The sequence below is a fragment of the Pseudomonas sp. Ag1 genome, assembly GCF_000278565.1.
Classification (GTDB): Bacteria; Pseudomonadota; Gammaproteobacteria; order Pseudomonadales; family Pseudomonadaceae; genus Aquipseudomonas.
The window spans coordinates 32,904-52,197 of the sequence record NZ_AKVH01000084.1; the positions used below are offsets into that span (position 1 = coordinate 32,904).

The 19,294-nt window shown below is 56.2% G+C and carries 20 protein-coding genes; 12 read left to right on the forward strand and 8 right to left on the reverse strand.

The genetic code is table 11. From position 1 onward, the window contains the following. Window positions 1-1,956 (reverse strand): UvrD-helicase domain-containing protein, encoded by a 1,956-nt coding sequence (locus A462_RS33180; protein ID WP_083853189.1) that lies wholly within the window; start codon window positions 1,954-1,956, stop codon window positions 1-3. Between the two features lie 809 nt (window positions 1,957-2,765). Here A462_RS33180 and A462_RS33185 point away from each other — a divergent pair. Continuing rightward, a complete protein-coding gene (locus tag A462_RS33185) occupies window positions 2,766-3,215 on the forward strand; it encodes a very short patch repair endonuclease (RefSeq protein WP_008432920.1) in 450 nt (149 codons plus the stop codon). A gap of 358 nt (window positions 3,216-3,573) precedes the next feature. Then, entirely contained in the window at window positions 3,574-4,107 is a 534-nt protein-coding gene (locus A462_RS23790; RefSeq protein ID WP_008432923.1) for a BRO-N domain-containing protein, read from the forward strand. Between the two features lie 365 nt (window positions 4,108-4,472). Here A462_RS23790 and A462_RS23780 read toward each other — a convergent pair whose 3' ends face one another. Both A462_RS23780 and A462_RS23775 read right to left on the reverse strand, forming a co-directional pair. After that, window positions 4,473-5,186: a DUF4225 domain-containing protein gene (locus A462_RS23780; RefSeq protein ID WP_008432926.1), complete on the reverse strand. Its 714-nt coding sequence runs from the start codon at window positions 5,184-5,186 to the stop codon at window positions 4,473-4,475. Then, window positions 5,183-5,668: an Hcp family type VI secretion system effector gene (locus A462_RS23775; protein ID WP_008432927.1), complete on the reverse strand. Its 486-nt coding sequence runs from the start codon at window positions 5,666-5,668 to the stop codon at window positions 5,183-5,185. The genes A462_RS23780 and A462_RS23775 overlap by 4 nt, the downstream gene beginning before the upstream one ends. 345 nt (window positions 5,669-6,013) lie before the next feature. Here A462_RS23775 and A462_RS23770 point away from each other — a divergent pair, with 345 nt between their 5' ends. Continuing rightward, window positions 6,014-6,655 carry an HAD-IB family hydrolase gene (locus tag A462_RS23770; protein ID WP_008432928.1) on the forward strand — a complete coding sequence of 214 codons (642 nt, stop codon included), beginning with the start codon at window positions 6,014-6,016 and terminating at the stop codon, window positions 6,653-6,655. A 41-nt stretch (window positions 6,656-6,696) separates the two neighbouring features. On the opposite strand, the gene vapC is transcribed toward A462_RS23770, so the two are convergent. The 3 genes from vapC to A462_RS23755 form a co-directional block, all read right to left on the reverse strand. Continuing rightward, on the reverse strand, window positions 6,697-7,101 hold the full coding sequence (gene vapC / locus A462_RS23765; protein WP_008432929.1) for a type II toxin-antitoxin system tRNA(fMet)-specific endonuclease VapC: 405 nt from the start codon (window positions 7,099-7,101) through the stop codon (window positions 6,697-6,699). After that, window positions 7,094-7,333 carry a type II toxin-antitoxin system VapB family antitoxin gene (vapB, locus tag A462_RS23760; protein WP_008432930.1) on the reverse strand — a complete coding sequence of 80 codons (240 nt, stop codon included), beginning with the start codon at window positions 7,331-7,333 and terminating at the stop codon, window positions 7,094-7,096. The genes vapC and vapB overlap by 8 nt, the downstream gene beginning before the upstream one ends. Window positions 7,334-7,617: 284 nt before the next feature. Next, on the reverse strand, window positions 7,618-8,577 hold the full coding sequence (locus tag A462_RS23755; protein WP_032899067.1) for a LysR family transcriptional regulator: 960 nt from the start codon (window positions 8,575-8,577) through the stop codon (window positions 7,618-7,620). 262 nt (window positions 8,578-8,839) lie between these two features. Here A462_RS23755 and argH point away from each other — a divergent pair, with 262 nt between their 5' ends. The 6 genes from argH (at window position 8,840) to A462_RS23725 (ending at window position 15,249) form a co-directional block, all read left to right on the forward strand. Next, window positions 8,840-10,267: an argininosuccinate lyase gene (gene argH / locus A462_RS23750; RefSeq protein WP_003211505.1), complete on the forward strand. Its 1,428-nt coding sequence runs from the start codon at window positions 8,840-8,842 to the stop codon at window positions 10,265-10,267. A 138-nt stretch (window positions 10,268-10,405) separates the two neighbouring features. Continuing rightward, complete coding sequence (locus A462_RS23745; RefSeq protein WP_003211504.1) at window positions 10,406-11,284, forward strand: amino acid ABC transporter permease; 879 nt, start codon at window positions 10,406-10,408, stop codon at window positions 11,282-11,284. A gap of 24 nt (window positions 11,285-11,308) precedes the next feature. After that, entirely contained in the window at window positions 11,309-12,073 is a 765-nt protein-coding gene (locus A462_RS23740; protein ID WP_003211502.1) for an amino acid ABC transporter ATP-binding protein, read from the forward strand. 25 nt (window positions 12,074-12,098) lie between these two features. Next, entirely contained in the window at window positions 12,099-12,920 is an 822-nt protein-coding gene (locus A462_RS23735) for an ABC transporter substrate-binding protein (RefSeq protein WP_008432932.1), read from the forward strand. A gap of 147 nt (window positions 12,921-13,067) precedes the next feature. Further along, entirely contained in the window at window positions 13,068-14,237 is a 1,170-nt protein-coding gene (locus tag A462_RS23730) for an MFS transporter (RefSeq protein ID WP_003211499.1), read from the forward strand. A gap of 64 nt (window positions 14,238-14,301) precedes the next feature. Continuing rightward, on the forward strand, window positions 14,302-15,249 hold the full coding sequence (locus A462_RS23725) for a hypothetical protein (protein ID WP_008432933.1): 948 nt from the start codon (window positions 14,302-14,304) through the stop codon (window positions 15,247-15,249). Here A462_RS23725 and A462_RS23720 read toward each other — a convergent pair. Beyond that, on the reverse strand, window positions 15,246-16,052 hold the full coding sequence (locus tag A462_RS23720; RefSeq protein ID WP_008432934.1) for a sulfite exporter TauE/SafE family protein: 807 nt from the start codon (window positions 16,050-16,052) through the stop codon (window positions 15,246-15,248). The genes A462_RS23725 and A462_RS23720 overlap by 4 nt on opposite strands. 115 nt (window positions 16,053-16,167) lie before the next feature. Between A462_RS23720 and A462_RS23715 the strand changes: the two genes are divergently transcribed. Next, window positions 16,168-16,938: an AraC family transcriptional regulator gene (locus A462_RS23715; protein WP_032899076.1), complete on the forward strand. Its 771-nt coding sequence runs from the start codon at window positions 16,168-16,170 to the stop codon at window positions 16,936-16,938. Window positions 16,939-17,041: 103 nt separating this feature from the next. Next, entirely contained in the window at window positions 17,042-17,422 is a 381-nt protein-coding gene (locus A462_RS23710; protein WP_008432936.1) for a helix-turn-helix domain-containing protein, read from the forward strand. Between the two features lie 17 nt (window positions 17,423-17,439). On the opposite strand, the gene A462_RS23705 is transcribed toward A462_RS23710, so the two are convergent. Further along, on the reverse strand, window positions 17,440-18,378 hold the full coding sequence (locus tag A462_RS23705) for a GlxA family transcriptional regulator (protein ID WP_008432938.1): 939 nt from the start codon (window positions 18,376-18,378) through the stop codon (window positions 17,440-17,442). 116 nt (window positions 18,379-18,494) lie between these two features. On the opposite strand from A462_RS23705, the gene A462_RS23700 reads away from it, so the two are divergent. Continuing rightward, a complete protein-coding gene (locus A462_RS23700) occupies window positions 18,495-19,289 on the forward strand; it encodes an SDR family NAD(P)-dependent oxidoreductase (RefSeq protein ID WP_008432939.1) in 795 nt (264 codons plus the stop codon). Window positions 19,290-19,294: the final 5 nt, after the last annotated feature.

Here is a 19,294-nt window from a genome sequence, read left to right on the forward strand (position 1 = left end):
TCAGGCTCCTTTTCGTTTGATCCCTTTGAAACCTGCAGTTCCTATTAGGGTTATGCCAAGCCAGATGCGGCTGCTTCGCCACGGTTCAGGAATAGAATCCTCGGAACGAATAGGCGCCGTGAGGGTGACAACATCAGAAATTCGCATGTTATAAAGTTTGAACGGAGGGCTGATTTTTTTCTCCATCAGCAACTCCAATAAGTCTACTGTGAACTGTTTGGTGGTCAATCCGATGAGTGACTCGCTGCCATCATCTTCCAGCACAAAAATCTTATACCTTAGGTCGATAATTTTCTCTGCATCTCTCTTGCGAAGCTCCACTTTCCGGCCACATAGCGTTTTCCCTCGATTCTCGAGGAGTGCCTGCACTTGGCTCACAGCTTCGTCACTGCCAAGTAATTGCGTTGAAACGAAGGAGGTTGAATCTATATCGCCTGAAAGCCCAAATTGAATATTGATCATTCCTCTCCAAGAAACATAACGCTTTCTCTTGCTCCTAAGCTTGTATTCGTACGGTGGCGTCCAGATGCAATCTGCACTTAGCCGTTCAATACTGTGAGCAGCGCGTGTGATACCCACAAAACTAACATTGGCCTCTTCTTCGGGATCGTCTGGCGTTTCTCCTTCTTCGGCTTCGTTACCGTGCGAAAGCCGAATATCGAGCAGCGAGACGTGATCAAACTCCATACCTTTGGCTTGATGAATCGTGGTGACAAATACCGCTGGCTCGTTATCATCCATCTGAGATTCTTGAAAACTGTCCGGCCAAGCAAACCGTTCTCTCAGATTTTCCATATCCACTGACGTATCAGTATCTGAACCTCCGCTGGCTCTCAGAAGCCGTTGCCAAGAGGTAGCTAAGTCAGGCAGGCGTAGCTGTATCACTCCATTGGGCCCGAGACGAGAAAGTGCGTTGGCATACACTACTTTAAAGATAGTGGCTGTTAGTTTTGATACTTTCAAAGGGCTCAATATCCCCCCAACCCAGGCTGGAATGGCACGTAAACGGCCGGCCAGTCGCAAAGCAATAGTTTTTTGTGGTGCACCTCGGCTTTGCCCCATTAGCATCTGCACTAATAGGATGGCCTCTCCGTTAGTGCGTGTCAGAATTGCTGCTGAGCCGTCAGGCAATTCAGCGAGCCAATCCGGTCCGATTTTTGCGGTGGAATCTTTCAATGGTAAAGATGCTAGATGTTTTCGGACCGCGTGTAGCTTTTCGTTACCATCCAGATCTTCATTGCGAAGAACACCCCTCAAGAACTCTGTTTGTGTCGCGAGGAGAGGTGTCGCGCGATGGTTACTAGTCAGTTCGATTTCTTTCAATCCATCTGCAAATCTACGCTTCAACTTTACCCACGGATCTTCAGCCGGTACATTATCGGACGCTCGTTCCGAAAATCTATAGATCGCCTGCGCTGGGTCACCAAGCACTGTAAACCCAACTGGATCCGCAGTACCGCAATTAAGACGATTCAGCAGAGCGAGAACCAAATCTGCGCGTATACCCGGCAAGTCTTGGAACTCGTCAACAATGACATGCCGTATAGACCTAAGACGATCATGCATTTCATATGCGTCATCGTCATTGAGATAGTTAGTAGCCTCCGCAATATTCTCATCATAAGATCGACCTAGGAGAGCTCTTGCTTCACCACCTTTCTGCCTCAATAGTCGGAAAGCCCATGCGTCAAAAGTACGGATTGTGAGATGCCGCAGATCCTCAGTGATCGCGTCATCCAATAGGTTCAAGCAATCGATACGACGAGATAAGGTGCGTACCGCACTACTAGAGAAGCTCAGTACTAAAATCTGTGCGGGATACAGTCCTTGGCGCAATAGATGAACTAGCCTAAGCGCGGAAACCTCAGTCTTTCCGGTGCCAGGTCCCGCATTGACCAGCATCCACTGATTTGCCGATGCTTCAATCACGTCCTTTTGTTCTACATCCAGCTTCATGCGTTTTCCCTGACTGCTAAGGCTTGTCCCGATTGGATCGTAGCCTGAATCCAATATTTCTCATTTTTCTTGGTGCGATCACCTTGCCAATCCGGTCATCGCGAAGCTGTTGAACAACAAACTCGTTCCCGCTGCCCACATCTGGGCGTCGTAATTTTGAGGCCATTTTATTTATTGGGCTACGTAAGGCTGAACTGAAATACGGCAAAAGGCCAGCAGTTGGTACGATGTTTTTATGGCGGACACCCATCCTCAATAGAAGAAAAATTAGTCAGAGAGGATTTGGGGTTGATTCGAGACCTGATTGGAACTCGGGCTGAGCAATGCCGACTGCATGCACCGTGCGAGACGCAAGCTCTTAGAACTGCAAGCAGATAACAGAGCATGCTCGCTGAATAGGCCCTGCGCTAGGCGAGTGCGTGGCCCGTAGCAGGCCTTATAGCGCTGAATACGGTAGCGCCGATCAAGCAGTTGCTAGTAGTCTGCGTAGGTAAGTGGCCATGCTCCGAAGGGAATCTATAGGACCTCCTCACACGCCTACCGACTCATCGGACAAGTGAAATCGATCAGTTGCTTTCGTATAAATGGCAAGCGGACGACCAATGCAAAGCGTGATGGCCGGACGAACACGTCAATTTTAGTGTGACCGCCCAGCCATCCTACAGCCTGATCACCTAAAGAAATCGTGGACGACGATCACACAGTCATATTTTCTCCTGAAAAGACTTGGTAGAGCCTCTACAGAAAAAGCTTTCCGAAACTGCGTAGATGAACATCTAAAAATTAGCTCCCCATGAGGTGAGACTTCAATGAGTGCAGACGTCATCACCCAAGAACAACGCTCTCAGAACATGTCCAGAATTAAGGGAAAAAATACCAAGCCCGAAATGATTGTTAGATCGGCGTGCCATGACCTAGGGCTTCGCTATCGTCTACACCGAAAGGACTTACCGGGAACACCAGACCTGGTATTCCCGAAGCATCGATTATGCTTGTTCGTTCACGGGTGTTTCTGGCATAGACACCCTGGCTGCAAATACGCGTACACACCTAAAAGCAGACTGGATTTTTGGCTACCTAAGCTCGCAAAAAATGTTGAACGAGACATGAAGGCTAAACGAGCGCTTGAAGTATCAGGTTGGCGCGTATCAATTATCTGGGAATGCCAGACGAAAAACAGAGACACATTGCGGGCTGAAATCCAAAAAATGATCAACCCCGAAATCGATAGTCAGCACGTATCAACTGAAATGGAATGATAATTCTGAGAGCTTGACGACCTCCAACCGCCCACCTACCCTCACCACTCGGCGCCTAAGAAACGCCTCAACCAGAGCGGTCCTCCGCACCCGACAGCCATGCGGCTTTTTTTCGCCAGCGGTTTCTCTACGCCTGTGAAAAAATCCCCGTTATGTCGGGAGTGGGCGAATACAAGACCCGAAAGGGGAATATGTCCGGCCCGTCTCTGGTGGGTTTCTTAGCTCCCGACACCCATAACGCATGCCCTAAGAAAGCAACCAGAGGTAACGGAAATGCCTGGATACTTTGCGATCCCTGCGAAGAACGTTAGCTGTACCTGCACCATCTCTCAAACACGCTCCGGCTCGGAGGTGTTTCATGCATGAACCCTTTCTGCCTACTGTCTTCACCCGCCATAACCTGCACCTGCACGCTCTACTCCTTGAGAACCAGCCATGGTTCTGTGCTCGCGACCTCGGCCGTCTGATGGGGTTGTACCTGGATGATCGCAAGGTCAGCAAGCTCGACGAGGATCAGCGCCAAACCCTGGAAATTCGATATCACGGCCAACCTGAGAACATGCTGATGATCAGTGAGTCCGGGGTGTATGCGCTGCTGGTGTATCACTACACACCTGGGCATCGCCTGCTGCGGGAATGGCTGACTCATCAAGTGGTTCCCACTTTGCGCGATGAGCATCAATCAAGGTCCGCAGACCGTCCGATGTTGAGCTTGCTGGATTGGCCTGAAATGTCGTTGAGCCTTCTGCATTGGCAAGATGAAGGCTGGATTCGGCTCCGGGATATGCCCTACCTATTGCTCAACAGGACTCGCCGTCGGGCGCCCCCGAGCAGAAATTGGTTGCGGAAGGTCGCGGAATATTTCCGCTTTTCAGGTCATACGGCGCGCTGACCTTTTGTGCTTGATCCGTCCGAGCAACTGCTCGGACGGCCCCTCCAGTCAGTCACCTTCTTTTTTATCGTTCAAAAACCATCGCTTCACCTTCCACTTCATTGGAAGTGCAAATGCGTGAGCCAATATCCCAATTAAGGCAATCCAATCAATAATTGGGTAACCCACCGTTATATCGGGCCTATACCCCAAATATAAAAAATCATCATACTTTATAACATCCATGTAAGTAATCACAAAAAAACCATTAAATATCAAGCAAAAATACAGCTTTACATGATTCAGATTTCCCCCAGAAAACTTCACCTTCAACGCGTAAGCGGACCACATGCTACCCATCAAAAGAAATAAACCCAAAATTACAATCACTCATCAAGCCTTTTATATACTTGTCTACCTGTCTCATAGTCGATATAAGCCTCCACGCCCAAAGCTGTTCCCCCCATGGTTTTATAGGCCCTCTGTTTATCTGCTCTTATATATCTAAATAACCGCCAAGCATCAGGCTTTAGCACAAGCCTGGTAAGGCTGTAAATCGACATTCCTATATCAGCGCCACCATACGCCATGTCACCTTCACGCTCACCGTACCCAAGTGATTTCGCTGCAGCGTGATACCCACTCCTCACCGGCCCCGCTGTGTCTCCCTGCCCATCAATTAAACTGCGACCGTTCTCATACATATTATTAGCCCCATGCGCCATAATCGGGATGCCCGCCAGCACACACAGCGTTCCAACCGAGGCGTAGCAAATCCCTGCACCTGTCGCAAATTGGAGAGCGCCCGCAATAACCCCAACGCCTTTCCTCCCCACCTCCAGAGACTGATACATCAAGTTCTTTTGTTCGTTCTTTATTTCCAGCAAACCTTGATCAACACTCTTCTTGCCTTCCTCGACATCCCTAACAATGCTTCGAGCGTAATAAGCCACCTCCCGATTGAACTGCAACCGAACAGTTCCAATTTTAATATGGCGTGCACTTATCGCACATGCCTGATTAGTCAAGTATGCACCCGCCTGACTAACCATCCAGATATCGTGAAACGTCGGATTCTGTTTTTTCTTTTCAATAGTCACCGACCCGTCTCCCAAGTGCTGAAACCACTTGTTCCGGCTTGATGGTGAGTCCAGATAATTTCCCGATATTGAAGCGCAACATGCTCTTGTGGCTCGGCGTCAATATGCAGAACAGAATGCGGCACGTCGACGGTGAGGTCGGTAATGATGCAGCCTCGAATATCGACGCTGTAGTACTTTTCGTGCCAACCCGTTTGAGCAATACGGTAAAAATTAATGACACAGTTAAGCTCTTCCCTATTGGAAAGCGCTACCGCCAGTAAAGGAGATGACTTGTCGATGTTTTTGGTGATAGCAATCGGGCCGTGACTCGATGCCCTGACGTTTCCGCGGTTGGCCATATTGTGGTGGAAGGACAGCACCATTATCTCGTCGCGGTGCCCGTCCTGGCACTTGTTGCCTATGGAGTCCTGAGTCGAACAGCTTGCAGAGATGAGGCCCTGGGATTTGCCGCTGATGGTCATGTAGCCGTGGTTAGCCATAAGGTAAGCGCCCTGTTGTTTTGAAGGGCACCTTACGAAAAATACAAAATAGGAAATATCGGACGCTTCGCTTTAAACGGTACGAGTCATGAGTAGGAAATTTCGCCTTATGCCGCATGCTGGACGCCGGACCGCGCGCTGGATTGGTTCGAGAAGGCCCAACCATGGACCTTGAGGTAGTAAACTGCGCCGATCAACCAGACGCGTGATTTTCGCGTCCGAGAAAACAGAGAGAGCGATCGCTCTGGCAGATCACCGTCTTCCGCCTGAACCGTACAGGCGAGTCCCTGTCAGAACACCAGATGACCCGCTCCAAATAATCGAGACCCGCCCGTGAACCCAGACATGCTCGAATCCGGCCCCTTGGATGCCAAAGTGCTCTCCGTCTTTGACTTCGACGGCACCCTGACCCACCACGACAGCTTCGTGCCGTTCCTGAAGTTCGCCTTTGGTAAAGGCGAGTTCGTGCGCAGGATGGTGAAGCTGGCGGTGCCTGGCGCGCAGTTTCTGTTGCGCGTCATCAGCCGTGATGAGCTCAAGGCGCAGTTGATCCGCACCTTTATGACCGGCGTGGACAAGGCGTGGGTTCAGCAGAAAGCGGAAGCGTATTGCCAGGCGTATTGGAACAAGCTGATGCGCCCAACCGGGCTGCAATCGGTGGCCGATGAGGTGAAGTCCGGGGCGGTGGTGACGCTGTGTTCGGCGTCGCCGGCGTTGGTGTTGCAGCCGTTTGCGGATCGGCTTGGGATCCGGTTGATAGGCACTGAGCTTGAGGTGGTTGACGGAGTATTGACGGGCAAGCTCACGGGGAATAATTGCCGGTGTGAGAATAAGGTACTTCGGCTTGAGGCGGTTTATGGGGATCTGGGGGAGTATCGGCTCAGGGCCTGGGGTGATACGCGCGGGGATCGGGAGTTGTTGGCGGCGGCGCAGGATGCGCATTTTCGGCATTTTCATGCGAAGGAGAAACGAATCAAGCAACGCTGAATCGCCTGGACCACCTATCTGTGTGCGCTGGATTGACTGCCTTAGGCGGCGATCCAGTTTTCCACGATCAAGCCATTCACTCGCTTGAACTCACCTTCGTTGTTAGTCACCAAGACCAATCCTGAGCTTCTGGCGTGGCCCGCGATGTGCAGGTCATTTACGCCGATTGGAGTGCCCTTCTTTTCGAGATCGGAGCGGATCGAGCCGTAGTGAAAAGCGGCCTTGTCATCGTAGTGAATGACGTCAAGCCGGGAGATGAAGTCCTCCACCGCCCGAGTATTTCTCTCAACAAACTGGCTTTTTTCGGCCCCGTGCATCAATTCCGCAAGGGTGATCGAAGAGATCACCATACGACCTACATTCGCATTGAATTTTTCCAGTATTTCCATAGGCCGACGCTTGATGATGTAGATCACGATGTTCGTATCAAGCATGTACTTAATCATCAAAGGACTCTCGCTCTTGCTGGGTTTGGTCGGCGCGCTCCTCCATAAAATCATCAGATACCGATTCGCTTGCAAGGAAAAAGCTGTCCCAAGTGTTTTCAACCGGCGAAATAATCAGTTCGCGCCCCACGGCACGCACCTCTACAGTTTTCACCCCAGCGGGAAAACGCATGTCAGCAGGGATGCGGATATTTTGTGTACGGTTATTGGTGAAGATCGTTCCAGTAGACATAAGGAACACCTCTTAAGGCATGGGAAGACAGGTAAGAATGATAGTTTGCAGATGCTCTATTGCATAGCTCTATAGCAGCTACCCGACAAGCGTAGCCGAACAGGTAGCTGTTGGTAGCGGCGCAGGAAGCGCATTTTCATGCGAAGAAGAAGTTGGGCAAGTTGCGGCGGTGATGCGGGTGGATATGGTCTGCGGGTAGACCGAGTTGATCCCATCGCAGCCTCGCTGGGGCTCGACAGCTCCCACAGGGGATCTCTGTAGGTTCTAAGGGTGGTGTGAATTCGTTAGATTGGCGCTTTGAGGTCCACGCCAAGTGCCGTTGCGAAGGCTTTGACCAGCGGGCTTCGTGGGGCGTTGTGGCGCAGGATAAGGTTGAACGCTGTGCTCAGGTGGATCTGCTCCGGGCATAACACGCGCAGGCGCCCTTCCTTCACCAGCGGCGCGGCGTAGTGTTCCGGGAGGAAGCCCAGGAAGCGGCCGGTGAGGATGAGGATGGCCACGGCTTCAACCTGTGAGGCCGAGGCGGACTGACTGTCGTAGCTGACGAAGTTGGCCTTGTCGCTGTGGATCGCGTAACGATGGTTGACCACTTCATGCTGGCGCAACACATCTGCGTTGATGTCACTCGCTTCAAACAGCGGATGCCCGACGCCGCAGTACGCGTGGGACTTTTCTTCGTACAGCGGGAAATAATCGAATTCTTCCCGTCGCTGGTACACCGGGACGATGCCGACAATCAGCCGCCCTTCCACCACGCCCCGTTCAACTTCGTCCAGTTGCGAGGCATGTAGACGTAATCTTATTTTTGGCGACTCTGTATGTAATCTTCCCAGCGCGTTAATCAATGGTGAATTAACGTCGGAGACGGTGTTATCAATAACGCCCACACTAAGGTCGCCGATCAGTTCATTCTGCGCCGAACTAAGCTTGTCTCTGAAACTGTCTACCGAGGCAAATAATTCAATGGACGCTTGATAGACTAATTTGCCTTCTTCGGTCAGGCCAAACCCTTCCCGCCCTCGCGTACACAGGCGCATGCCGATGCGAATTTCCAGGTCGGAAATCTGCTTGCTGATCGCCGCCAGGCCCACATTCAGCTCGTTCTGCGCCGCGCTGAAGCCGCCCGCTTCGACCACAGCCTTGAACACCCGCAGCAATTTGAAGTCCAGGCCGCTGAGTTGCAGGGGCGGTCTTGTGCCGGGTTTTGGCGGTATGTTTCCAGAATTGGAAAGTGGGGTTTCCATAATACGTGTTGACCTCAAGTGCCATATTCAACAGGCTTTGACCTACTCCATGAACATCGCCGGGCGGCAATAATGAACATACTTAACCGCCCTTGGCAACCTTGAATATAGCGGGTTGAACAGCTTTTACCGGCTGATTTAACGCCCCTAAAAACCTGACACTACGATCAGGACTTTTCGTTTTGCTACTGCCCTCCGAATCCATAAGGCCAAGCCACGTCCATCGGGCTTGTCACTTCTAAAAACAAGCGTGAGGAACACCATGTCTCAGCCCACCGATCGCCTCTGGGGTGCTCGTTTCAAGTCCGGACCGTCTGCTGCTTTGGCGGCGCTGTCCCGTTGCCCCGAGCGCTATTTTCGCCTGACGCCCTACGACCTGGCCGGCTCCCGGGCCCATGCCCGTGAGTTGCAGCGCGCCGGGTTGCTGGATGAGTCGGAAACCTTGCGCACCCTGGAAGCGCTGGACCGGATTGGTGAGGACTTTGCCGCTGGCCGCCTGCACCCGACGCTGGATGACGAGGATGTGCACACCTTCATCGAGCGGGTGTTGACCGAGCGTTTGGGCGCCCTGGGCGGCAAGTTGCGCGCCGGGCGTTCGCGTAATGACCAGACGGCCAACGATTTACGCCTGTTCCTGCGGGACCACGCGCGCACCATCACCACCGAGGTGCTGGGGTTGCAGCAGGCGCTGGTGGACCAGGCCGAGCAGCATATCGAGAGCATCTGCCCGGGCTTCACCCATTTGCAGCAGGCGCAGCCGATTGTGTTCGCCCATCACTTGTTGGCTCATGCGCAATCGATGCTGCGGGATGTGCAGCGCCTGGTGGATTGGGATGCGCGTACGGCGTTGTCGCCGTTGGGTGCTGCGGCGATGGCCGGCTCTGCAATTGCTCGCCAGCCGGAGCATTCGGCCAAGGAGATGGGTTACACCGGGCCGTGCGAAAACTCTATCGACGCTGTAGCCAGTCGCGACCACGTGGCGGAGTTTCTGTTTGTGGCGGGCATGCTCGGGGTGAATATTTCGCGGCTGTCGGAGGAGTTTTGCCTGTGGTCGTCGCGGCAGTTTCGCTGGGTGCAGTTGGACGATGCCTACGCCACCGGTAGCTCGATCATGCCGCAGAAGAAGAACCCGGACATTGCCGAACTGGCGCGGGGTAAAGCCGGGCGATTGATTGGCAACCTGACCGGGTTGATGTCCACGCTCAAGTCGTTGCCGCTGTCGTACAACCGCGATTTGAGTGAAGACAAGCACAGTGTGTTGGACAGCGTGGATACGTTGCTGCTGGTGCTGCCGGCGATGGCCGGGATGGTCGCGACGATGAAGGTGCAGGTGGAAGAGCTGCGGCGTCAGGCGCCGATGGGTTTCACATTGGCAACTGAGGTGGCGGATTGGCTGGCCACTCGTGGTGTGCCGTTCAAGGAGGCCCATGAGATTACCGGTGCCTTGGTGCAGGCCTGTGAGAAGCATGAAATTGAATTGTGGGAAGCCTCGCCGGCGTTGTTGGCAGAGGTGGATACGCGGCTGACGCCGCAAGTGCGTGAGTGCCTGACCCTGGAAGCGGCGATTGCGGCGCGCAGTGGTTGGGGTGGTACGGCGCCGGAGCGGGTGCGGGAGCAGATTGGGCGGTTGAAGGTGGCCCTGGCTGCGCAACAGAAGTGGGCAGAAAACTACACCGGCTTTCGAATTTAAAGATCGTTCCCACGCTCTGCGTGGGGATGCCTCTTGTGACGCTCCGCGTCACGCTTTGGGGACGCAGAGCATCCCTTGCTGCATTCCCACGCAGAGCGTGGGAACGATCAGTGTATTCAGTTGTTTTGGAGAGTCACCATGAAACAAACCCCGGCAGAGCGCTTGCAAGCCGAGCGCCAGCAGACCGAGAACCAGTTCGATATCACCCAGTACGAGCACGTGCCCCGTCGCTATTACGGGCGGATGTTTTTTGCCACGTTGATCGTGATCGCACTGGCTGCCTTGCTGCGTGCATTCGCCAACGGCCAGATCGAATGGTCCTACATCGGTCAGTTCCTCACGTCCGAGGCGATCATCTGGGGCCTGGTGAACACCATCATCATGTCGATCCTGGCCATGGCGCTGGGCGTGGTGATCGGGGTGATCACGGCGATCATGCGTATGTCGGCCAACCCGATCCTGCGCTACGTGGCCATCACCTACACCTGGCTGTTCCGGGGTACGCCGCTGATTCTGCAACTGCTGTTGTGGTTCAACCTGGCGCTGATTTTCCCGGTGATCGCGATTCCCGGCCTGTTCAGCATCGACACCGTGGACCTGATGACGCCGTTCGTGGCCGCCCTCCTCGGCCTGAGCATCAACCAGGGTGCCTACACCGCTGAAGTGGTGCGCGCCGGCCTGTTGTCGGTGGACACCGGCCAGTACGAAGCCGCCAAGTCGATCGGCATGCCGAGCCTTCAGGCGCTGCGTAGGGTGATTCTGCCCCAGGCGATGCGGGTGATCATTCCGCCTGTAGGCAACGAGTTCATCAGCATGGTGAAAATGACCAGCCTGGCGAGTGTGATCCAGTACTCGGAGCTGCTGCACAACGCGCAAAACATCTACTACGCCAACGCCCGGGTCATGGAGCTGCTGATTGTTGCAGGCATCTGGTACCTGGCGGTGGTGACTGTTCTTTCATTCGGTCAGAGCCGCCTTGAGCGTCGTTTTGCCCGCGGCGCCGGCAAGCGTTCGTAAGCCCTGACTGAGGAGATTTGCCCCATGAGAAGCATCGTCAAGGCCGTGAACCTGAACAAGTATTACGACCAGTATCACGCGTTGCAGGACATCAACCTGGAAGTCGAACAAGGCGAAGTGCTGTGCATCATCGGCCCGTCCGGTTCCGGCAAAAGTACCCTGCTGCGCTGCGTCAATCAGCTGGAAAAAATCGACAAGGGCGGCCTGTGGGTCGACGGCGAACTGGTGGGTTACCGGGTCGTCGGCAACAAGCTGCACGAATTGAATGAATCACAGATCGCCCGTCAGCGGTTGGCCACCGGCATGGTGTTTCAGCGCTTCAATCTGTTCCCGCACATGACCGTGTTGCAGAACATCATCGAAGGCCCGTGCCAGGTGCTCAAGCGCTCGCCCAAGGAAGCCACCGAGGACGCGCTGGAGTTGCTGGCCCGCGTCGGCCTGGCGGACAAGCGCAATGCGTACCCGGTGGAGTTGTCCGGCGGCCAGCAACAACGTGTTGCAATTGCCCGTGCGCTGGCGATGCGCCCCAAGCTGATGTTGTTTGACGAACCCACGTCAGCCCTCGACCCGGAGCTGGTAGGAGAAGTGCTGTCGGTGATGCGCGATTTGGCCACCACCGGCATGACCATGATTGTGGTCACCCATGAGTTGGGCTTCGCCCGCGAAGTGTCCAACCGCATGGTGTTTATGGATGCCGGCCAGATTGTGGAAGCCGGCAGCCCGGAAGAAATTCTAATAAGCCCACAAAACCCGCGTACCCAAAGCTTTATTTCTGCCGTTCGCACTTAACTAAAAAACTAACGAGAACGCCCCCATGAAAAATCTGTTTCTTCCAAGTTTGCTCGTAGGCCTGATGGCCTCCACTTCGGTTTTGGCGGCATTGCCGGCAGCGATCAAGGACAAGGGTGAGATCAGCGCGGCCATCGTGCCGAACTACCCGCCGATGGATTTCAAGGACACCGCCACCAACAAGCTCACCGGCCTGGACTTTGACCTGGGCAACGCCCTGGCCGAGCGTTTGGGGGTGAAGATCAAGTGGCAGGAAACCGGCTTCGAACAAATGCTCAGCGGCCTGACCACCAAGCGCGTGGACATTGTGCTGTCGGGCATGAGCGACACTGCCGAGCGTCAGAAGGCGGTGACCTTTATTGACTACTTCACCAGCGGCCCGCAGCTGTACACCCTGGCCAAGCGTGAAGACCTCAAGGAATTGACTGACCTGTGCGGTAAAAAAGTCGGCACCAGCCGACGTACCACCTGGCCATCGGAAATTGCCGCGTGGAGCAAGGAAAACTGCGAAAAGGCCGGTAAGCCAGCCATCGTGGTGATTGGCACCGAGGGTTCGGCGGATGCCCGGGCGCAATTGCAGCAGAACCGTCTGGATGCGGCGATGCAGGGCAGTGAAACCATTCCTTACCTGATGTCGCTGGACAAGGGTAAGTACAAGCCGGTGGGCCTGGCGATTTCCAAGCAGTTCACCGGGCTTGGGATCGAGAAGAGCAATACCGAGTTGGTCACGGCGATCAGTGAGGCGTTGCAGGGCATGATTGATGACGGGACGTACGGCAAGATTCTGAAGAAGTGGGATCTGGAGCAGGGTGCGGTGGAAAAAATCAGCATCAATGCCGGCCAGTAACTCGATCTAAATGTGGGAGCGGGCTTGCTCGCGAATGCGGTGGATCAGCCGGTACAGTTGGCACTGACACACCGCATTCGCGAGCAAGCCCGCTCCCACACTGGATCTTCATCGCCTTGAAAAAAGAATAAGGACATCCGCCCCACCGTGGCCACGTACTCCCTGGTAATCCGCCGCCTGATGATCTGCTCGGTGACCATCGTCGTCAGCCGCGCCATGACCAGCCCATTGCTCGCCCTGTTGCTGAGCACCCGCCTGGGCCTCAACCAGCAAGATATCGGCTTGCTGATGGGCATCGCCGTGTTCATCGCCACCCTGCTGGGCCTCTATGGTGGCTACATCATCGACCGCCTGGAAAAGCGCAAGCTGCTGATACTGGCGATGCTTTCCAGCTCCATCGGTTTTTTGTTGCTGACCTTTGCCAGCAACCTGTACCTGACCACCCTGACCCTGGTGATCACCGAAGCCGCTTCGGCGCTGTTCCTGATCGGCTCCAAGGCGATCATCAGCGAGAACCTGCCGGTGGGCCAGCGGGCCAAGGTGTTTTCCCTGCGCTACACCCTGACCAATGTCGGCTACGCCACCGGCCCGATGCTCGGCGTGGTGATTGCCGGGCAGATGCCCCTGGCACCGTTCCTGATCGCCAGCGCGATTGCCTTTGGCAGCCTGTTCCTGATGATCGGCATCCCACCGACCCAGCGCGACGACAGCAACAAACCCTTAAGTTTTCTCAGCACCCTGAGGACCCTGCGCAGCGATCGCACCTTGATCCTGTTCACCAGCGGCAGCCTGTTGAGCACCATTGTCCATGGGCGCTACACCCTGTATCTGTCGCAGTTCCTGCTGGTGGCCTACAAGCCGGAGAACGCGCTGAAAATTCTCTCTGCGGTGCTGGCGTGCAACGCCATTACGGTGATCCTGATGCAGTACCAGATCGGCCGCTTCCTCAAGCGCGAACAACTGCGCTACTGGATCGTGCTCGGCACCTCGCTGTTTATTGCCGGGTTGATCGGCTTCAGCATGGCGGACGGCCTGGTGTCGTGGTGTGTCGCGATGTTTGTGTTCACCCTCGGGGAGATGATCATCTACCCGTCCGAGTTCCTGTTTATCGACACCATCGCCCCGGACGCCCTGCGCGGCAGTTATTACGGCGCACAAAACCTGGCGGCATTTGGCGGGGCGCTGAGCCCGGTGATCTGCGGCTACCTGCTGATCAATGCATCGCCCGCCTCGATGTTCTATGTACTCAGCGGGCTGACGGCGGTGGGAGGCACCTTGTGTTTCCTGAGTGGCCGGCGTGTGGTGGTCCGTGCGTAATTTCTACTGATATTTGCTCGATATCCCGCTATTAATAGCGAAATCTCTCACGGACCCGAGCCCCATGAAATTCGACACGGCCTACAGCCTGAGTCTCGACGACAAGCTGTCGATCTATGACGTGCGCGACCTGAATTTCGACGAAACCGCCGCCTTCGATTCCGACAAGGACAGTTTCCTGTGCCCCAACGATGAATGCCGGGCGGCGTTTGCGGCGGGCAATGTGTTGGGCACGTTCAATGCAAAAAACGTCAATTACCTGCGTACGCCCCACTTCAAGAACATCCCCAGCACCCGGCATATCGAGGGTTGCCGTTACGCCAGTCGCCCTGCCGGAAAAGGCGAATCTGAGGATGGGCCGGAGGAAAACTTCCCGTCGGAATTTGTCCTGACGCGGCGCCAGTACGAACGCAAAACGCCGGTCATCGGTGCTGAGGGTGGCACCGCACAAGAGCCACCGAAAACGCCGGCAACCCGCTACGCCTTGTCTCACAGCTCAAGCGACACTACCCCGGACAAGACCAGCGTCTTTGCCCACCCAGTGGAATGCTACGTGTCCAATATCGGCGACAAGGACAAGCTCAAAAGCATGCCCTTGAAGATCGGCGATCACACCGCGACCTACTGGACGTTTTTCAAGAAGATCGAATACCTGCAAGACAATAAAGGCCTGATCTACTGGGGCAAGATCAAGGAGATCAAGGACTACACCAGCAGCTTTCGCATCGACTTCGAAAAGAAAGCCTGGCTCGACAAAAAGCCCTACTCCATCAATGTTTACCTGAGCAAAAAACTGATCGAGAACTACCGCAAGCGCAAGGCGTTCCTGGAGCAGATCAAGGCCGCGGTGGACAGTGATCGAGCGCTGTATTGCTTCTTCTACGGGGTGACGCCGGAGCTGAAACAGGTGCCAAGCAAGAAAAACCCCGAGCAGACGTTCGGGGTATTCAGTGCCAATATCGAGAACCTCGATCACCTGATTATTCGCGAGGCGCCGGGGTTGGAAACCTAAAGCAGCATGCTCACCATCACCACGCCCAACAACCCGATATACACCCGCGCATGCAGTGCATCCGGGATGCGACCGATCCACGGCGTGGCCAGGCGAATGCCCAGCAGCGAACCCAGGGTGAGGATGGCAAACGCCAGCAAGTCGACATAGCCGACATACCACGTGCCCAATTGCACCTTGGCGAATCCAGCCATGAGCATGTAGGTAAACGTACCGGCCAGCGCCACCGGCACGCTCAGCGGATTAGCCATGGACGTGGACTGGGACATGCTCAAGCCACAACGGCGCAACAGCGGCACGGTCATCACGCTGCCGCCCACACCCAGGAAAGTCGCGATCAGGCCAATGGCGATGCCGCCGCCCGTCACTTCCACTCCGCTCAGGCGTCGTGGCTGGAGCCTGTCGTCCTGGCTGAGAAAGCCCCTGCGCAACAGGCAATCGACAATGGTGATGGCCAGGTAGGCGATAAAGGCGTACCGCATGAAATCGCCGCTGGCGAACATTGCAGCCCCTGCGCCCAGCACGGCGCCGACCCCGATGTACCCGCCCAACGGCCACAGGTAATGGCGAATCAGATTACCTTTGCGCTGGTGTTTTCCGGTGGCAAGCAGCGCGTTGACGATCATCACGCAGGTGGAGGTGGCGACCGCGATATGCATCGCTGATTCACTCACGCCCGCGTCGCGGCTGAGCTTGAGCATGCCGTACAGCAACGGCACCACCACGAACCCGCCACCGAAGCCGAACAGCACAGCGGTCACGCCGGTCATGCAGCCGAACAGTGCCAGTAATAGATAGAACATCGAGAATCGCCTTCAGTATCAGGGAGAGCTGTCGACGATAGAGATTCAAGGCTTGGCCCGCTTGCGCATGTCGGCCAATAATGTGCGAGATATTGCCACTTCCGGGATCAGCTCCATGCGCAACGGTTCCATCGCTCAGCTCGACCTGACCCCGCGAACGGTCGTGGCAATCGGCACCGACTATCCCCACGGCTATCTGCTCAAGCGCCACAGCCATCGGCGCGGCCAGTTGCTGTATGGCGCCACCGGGGTGATGCAAGTCAGCACCCAGCAAGGCAACTGGGTTGTGCCGCCCCAGCGCGCGGTGTGGATTCCCGCCCAAGTGCCCCATGAAGTGCTGATGCTCGGCGTGTCGACGCGCAGCCTGTATATCGAACCGCACGCCGTCACCGACTTGGGCACCGACTGCCACGTCATCAACGTTTCCCCCCTGATGCGCCAGCTGCTGATGGAGGCGGTGGAGCTGCCGCTGGAATACGACGAGGCCGGGCGCGACGGTGCGCTGGTCAGCCTGCTGTTGCATGAACTGGCACGCGCCACGCACTTGCCCCTGCATATCCCGCTGCCGGAGGACCCTCGCCTGCTTGCTCTGTGCCTGACGTTTCTGCAGCGGCCGGACGTGCACCAGTCACCGGTTCAATGGGCGCAACAATCGCACCTGAGCCTGCGCACCTTCAGCCGGCATTTCCGCCAACAAACCGGCCTGAGCTTCGTGCAGTGGCGCCAGCGGGCCTGTGTTGTGCAGGCCTTGGCGCGGTTGGCCAGCGGTGCAAGCGTCACCCGGATCGCCCTGGACCTGGGCTATGAAAACCCGGCGGCATTTTCCAGCATGTTCCGCCGGGTGCTTGGGCAGTCACCGAGCACCTACCTGGAAGGGGCGAAATAGAGCGGCGGCAGCGCTATCGGAAAATCCAGTTGATGAGCGGTCAAAACAACTGTACAAAAACACAGTATAGTTTGCCCTCCCCCGTCGAACCTGGAGAAAGTCCATGTCCTCTCTGGCAATGAGCAGCACTGTAGAACAGCAGATCGTCCTTCATCAATTCACCCCACGGCACAGCGTCCAGGCCCGCCTGATGCTGGGCTGGAGCCGGGAAGACCTGGCCCGGGAAGCGGATGTGGAAGTGGACGCCCTTCAACGTTTTGAAAGCCATGGCGATGTGGACGATGCTGTCCGCTTGAGTGTGGCGTTTCGCCTGGAGGCTGAAGGGTTGGTGTTTTTCCCGGGCTTTGCGCCGGGTTGGGGGATGAATGTGCGGGGCCGCGCCAGCACTCCGGCACAACCGGCCGCCAAAGGGATCATCTCAAGGTTTCTGGATTCAACAGCGGCGTCTATTGACCCAACAACACCTCAGCCCAATGGTGCATAGCGCGCAAGGCCATCAACTCACGCCTGCAACTGCAGCGCCCGACGGATCATTTGTGGCGGTTGGCCAAACGCTCGCAGGAAGGCTCGACGCATGCGCTCCGGGTCACCGAAGCCCGTCTCCCGGGCGACGACGTCGATGGAGTGGCTGCCAGATTCGAGCATCAACCTCGCCGCTTCAATGCGCAGGTGTTCTACCGCCTTGGCCGGGGATTGCCCGGTTTCGGCGCGGAACAGTCGGCTGAACTGACGCGGGCTGAGGTGTGCCGCTTGCGCCAGTTGTTCTACCGAGAGGTCCTCGTGCAAGTGCCCTTTGGCCCACGCCAGGGCGGTTTGTACGCGGTCGGACTTTGGGTCCAGTTCCAGCAACGCCGAGAACTGTGACTGGCCACCGGCACGGCGATGGTAAACCACCAGTTTTTTCGCCACGTCGCGAGCCACTTCCACGCCCAAATCGTGCTCGACCAGGGCCAGGGCCAGGTCGATGCAGGCGGTCATCCCGGCAGAGGTCCAGAGCGGGCCATCGACGGTGAAGATCCGGTCTTCCTCCAGCTTCACGTTGGGGTAGCGCTGGCGAAACGTCATGGCGTGGTACCAGTGGGTGGTTGCCTTGCGCCCTTCCAACAGGCCGGCCGCCGCCAGGTGGAACGACCCGGTGCAGGCCGACGTAACCCGGCGCGACGCCGTCAATGACGCTTGCAGGTACTCCACCATGCCAGGAGTGGGCTCAAGTAGTTCGTTGTCCCCCAGCACCAGGATCGTGTCGTAGACCTGCTGCCCGAACGCCAGGCTATCAATGGCAAAGCCCATGGAGCTTTTTATCGGCCCGCCATGCTCCGACAACAAGTCCACGCGGTAGAACGGTCGCCCCACCACGAAGTTGGCAAATTCGAACACGCTGCTGGTGGACAGGCTGAGCACCTGGAAACCGGGAAAAAGCAGAATACCGACGGACACCATGGCCAAACCTCATGTCTCTAAAGGAGGGATATATGACATTGCAGCCATCACATTACACCCATAATCTTGGTTCCAACAAGGCCGATCCCCTCCCCGGCCCATTTGGAGCAACTGCCATGTCGCAACACAAAGGTTATGCCCTGATTACCGGTGCCTCGTCAGGAATTGGTGCGGTGTATGCCGACCGCCTGGCCCGTGCCGGCTACGATCTGATTCTGGTGGCCCGCAACCAGCAACGTCTGGAGCAGTTGGCAACACGCTTGAAAGCCAATACCCAGCGTGACGTGCAGGTGATAGCGGCCGATCTCAATCTGCCAGCCGACTTGGCGCGAATCGCCCGGATCGCGCACGAAGACAGCCGTATCAGCCTGCTGGTGAATAACGCCGGTGTGGGCGCCACGGCTTCGCTGCTGGAGTCGGATGCCGACAAAATGGACGCGATGATTCTGCTGAACGTACTGGCGCTGACCCGCCTGGCCAAAGCCGCGGCAACCAACTTTGTCGCCCAGGGCCGTGGCACGATTATCAATATCGGCTCGATTGTCGCTCTCGCTCCCAAAGTGCTGAACGGCGTGTATGGCGGTACCAAAGCGTTCGTGCAGGCGTTCAGCGAATCGCTGCAGCATGAGCTGAGTGACAAGGGCGTGGTGGTCCAGGTAGTGCTGCCAGGCGCTACCGCCACGGAGTTCTGGGACATCGCCGGCCTGCCTGTGAACAACCTGCCGGAAGCCATGGTGATGACCACCGAGAACCTGGTGGACGCCGCCCTGGCAGGCCTTGCCCAGGGTGAAGCCGTGACGATTCCGTCCCTGCCGGACAGCGCCGATTGGGACACCTACGAAAGCGCACGGCTGGCCCTCGGCCCGAACCTGTCGCACCGTGAACCCGCCGCTCGTTATGGGTTGAAGTAATCCGG